Annotated in this window: 2 protein-coding genes; one reads left to right on the forward strand and one right to left on the reverse strand. The window is 58.6% G+C overall.

Features of this window, described 5'->3' with window-relative positions; all coding sequences use genetic code 11:
* The first annotated feature begins 224 nt into the window (after positions 1-224).
* Positions 225-3,071 carry a DUF4214 domain-containing protein gene (locus tag FV222_RS20755; RefSeq protein WP_187277401.1) on the forward strand — a complete coding sequence of 949 codons (2,847 nt, stop codon included), beginning with the start codon at positions 225-227 and terminating at the stop codon, positions 3,069-3,071.
* 114 nt (positions 3,072-3,185) lie between these two features.
* Here FV222_RS20755 and FV222_RS30720 read toward each other — a convergent pair.
* Positions 3,186-3,375, reverse strand: a 190-nt coding sequence (locus FV222_RS30720) for a hypothetical protein (RefSeq protein WP_210248501.1), incomplete at its 5' end; no start/stop codon positions are given.

A 3,375-nucleotide genomic window follows, 5' to 3' on the forward strand; every position in this document is an offset into this window, starting at 1 on the left:
GGTTTGATGGGGCGGGCGCCACTCGGGCTGATGCAATTACCTTCACATCGGGATTTGGTACTAACGCGCTTACTTTAGGAACGGGCATTCTGAATGGTGGGATTGGTATTTCAGGAACACTAGGTCTCAATGGCCCTGGGAGCCTTAACAATGTTATACATGACTATACTGCCGGCTCAGGTTCGATTTTAAAAGGTAGCACCGTCGGAGGCGTAGCCGGAACTTTGACATTAAGCGGCGTCAACACCTACACTGGCTTTACAAGTGTCAATACCGGTACACTCGCCATTTCTGGGACGGGATCAATTGTCAACTCCTCAGGACTGAGCATTCTTGCGGGAGCTACTTTCGATATTGTTGCCGCCTCCGCTGGAGTGAATGTCAAGGCGCTCACCGGCACTGGCACCGGAACTATCAATCTTGGAGCAAATAATTTAACACTCACCAATGCTGTAAGTTCGTTTTTTGCTGGAAATATTACTGGATCGGGTGGCCTCACAATCTCGAACGGCTCACTCAATCTTACAGGTAGTAACGACTACGTTGGCGCTACTGCTATTAATTCTGGCGCTATATTGAATTTGGGTAACGCTGGAACAGGGGGCTTATTAGCTCCGAGCAGTGCCATAATTGATAATGGCCAGTTCTACGTCAACCATACCGACACAATAGTTCTGGCTAATAACATCTCTGGATCAGGCCTATTTGGTCAGGTTGGAACGGGCACAACAATCCTCACTGGTACCAATACGTATCTGCAGTCAACATTCGTCAACAGTGGTACTTTGCAAATAGGAAATGGTGGAACCACTGGATCGGTAAGCGCAAGCTTTTCGGTCAACAGTGCGTCAGCCACGTTGGCTGTCAACCATTCGGACGGATATACAATAGCGCGTCAGATCTCCGGTGCTGGTAATTTCAGTCAGATCGGCGGTGGAAACACTACACTATCGGCCGCCAACAGCTACACGGGCACGACGACTATCTCGGATGGCACACTGAGCCTGTCAGGAGCTGGCACCATTGCGGCCTCGTCTGGCGTGATCGACAATGGAACCTTCGATATTTCAGGTGTGACTACGGCTGGTGGGACTGCGATCAAGACGCTCAGTGGCTCAGCCAATGGGACGCTGGCGCTCGGCACTCAAACGCTGGCCCTCACGGCGGCTGCTGGTACCTTTTCCGGCGCGATTACAGGAACCACCGGCACGCTAACGTTGGCCGCCGGCAACGAAGTCTTTTCCGGGCACAGCACTGCGTTCACAGGTGGTGTTGCGTTTAACGCCGGTACTATCGGCCTGACGACACTCGACGCTCTCGATCGTGCTGTTATCACCTTTGGCACAGGTGCTCAGACATTAAATCTAAATTTGATTGGCACCTATACGAACAAGTTCATGGGCTTTGCTGTCGAGGACACCATCGATCTGCGTGCCTTGTCATCGTCCGGCGCGTCAGCCTCCTACAACGCTACCACCCACGATCTGACTGTGACCAGTAGCGGCGGCACCAACGTTCTGCACTTTGACGCTGGCTATAATCTGCCTGACGGCTACCAGTTCGGCGTGTCCTATGATGGCCAGAGCGGCACTAAAATATCCCTCGGTGTTATCCCGACCCAGCCGACACAGCCGACACAGCCGACACAGCCGACCGTGCCAGCGACCGGTGGGACGGCAAGCCCACCGGCAGGTGAAACGCAGACGGTCGATGCGATTACCAGTGGCTCTCTGACCGTGGATGGCCCTGGCAAGCTTATCCTCACAGGGGCAAGTACATATACCGGTCCGACCGACATCAAAGCCGGCACGTTGATCGTCAATGGCTCGATCGTCTCGCCTGTCACTGTTGAGAACGGCGGGACGCTGGGTGGCTCAGGCTCGACCGGCACAGTGACGGTAACGTCTGGCGGCACGCTCTCACCGGGCAACTCGCCGGGCGTGTTGACCACTCACGATCTCACGCTGGCCTCGGGCGCGACGCTCAAGGAGGAGTTGGGTGGTACCGTTCAAGGTCAATTCGACCAGACCAAGGTGATCGGCACGGTGGCCTTAAACGGCGCTACCCTCAGCCTCGCCTCTTACGGCTCATTCGTTTCGACGCGCGGTGACAGCTTTGTATTCATCGACAACGACGGCATAGATGCAGTCCAAGGGGCGTTTACAGGACTGTCAGAAGGCGCAAGCCTAAGCCTTGGATCTCACAACTATCAGATCAACTATCACGGCGGGGACGGCAACGACGTCGTGCTCACAGATATCACGCTTCCTAACGCAGCCACCATCGCGCTGTTCGGTACGGTGGTCACGAACTCGGCTACCCAGACTGGCAGTGTGTACGCGCTTTACCAAGGCCTGCTCGGCCGGGCGCCTGATCCGCTCGGGCTTGAAAGCTTCTCGGCCAGCCTGCAGGCCGGCGCCAAGCTGACGGACGTCGCGGCGGCGATCCTGGGCTCTTCCGAGCATGGCCCGACGATCACCGATCCCTCTGCCTACGTACAGAGCCTGTATACCAACGTCCTGCATCGCTCGGCGGATGATGGCGGGCTCACCTACTTCACCAACCAGCTAAACGCGGGCGTCTCGCAGGCGCAGGTGGCGGTACAGATCGCCACGAGTACGGAGGCGCAGAGCGTAAACGCCTCGACCTTCAGCACTGGTGTGTTCGTCCCGGACGCGATCGATGCGGCGGTGGCGCGGGAGTATTACGCGGTCTTGGGCCGGACGCCCGATGTGACCGGGCTCCAGGGCTTCGAGGCTCAGGTGAAGCAGGCGGCGGCGAGCGGCGGGGCCAACGGCGCGATCCAGGCGCTCGGCAACGTCGCCAACGCCATGCTGAACTCACCCGAGTATACCGCGACGCATGCGGGTCAGACCAACGCCGGGTTCGTCGACAGCCTCTATGTCGGCGCGCTCGGGCGGCATGCGGAGCCGGGCGGTGCGGCGTTCTTCGCCGACCAGCTCGCGCATGGGGTCTCGCAGGCAGCGGTCGCCTTGGAGATCAGCCAGAGCGCCGAGGCGCAGGTGCACCTCGTCGGGCAAATTGAGAACGGGTTCCACCTGATCGGGTGAAGCGCCAGCTGATCCCCAATCCTGAAACGAGCCTCAGCCCGGCCAGCACCCGCTGCGCCGGGCTTCTTCGTATCGGTCAGGCGTGGCGTTTCTGATTCGGCACGGTGCGCCCGCCTATTGCGCAAGCCCACCGACCGGGCCGGCGCGAAATCCGAACCACCACACGATGGCAACGGCCAGTACGGCGAACGCGATGAAGAGTACGATTTCGAGCCAGCGGGTCATGTCTCGCGCATAGCACATTGCTGCACCCATGCTCGCCCGGTTGCAACGGCCGCGGCGGGCGTGGCGCAGGACTTCCAGC

The organism is Methylobacterium sp. WL103, assembly GCF_008039885.1.
GTDB classification, from domain to species: Bacteria; Pseudomonadota; Alphaproteobacteria; order Rhizobiales; family Beijerinckiaceae; genus Methylobacterium; species Methylobacterium cerastii.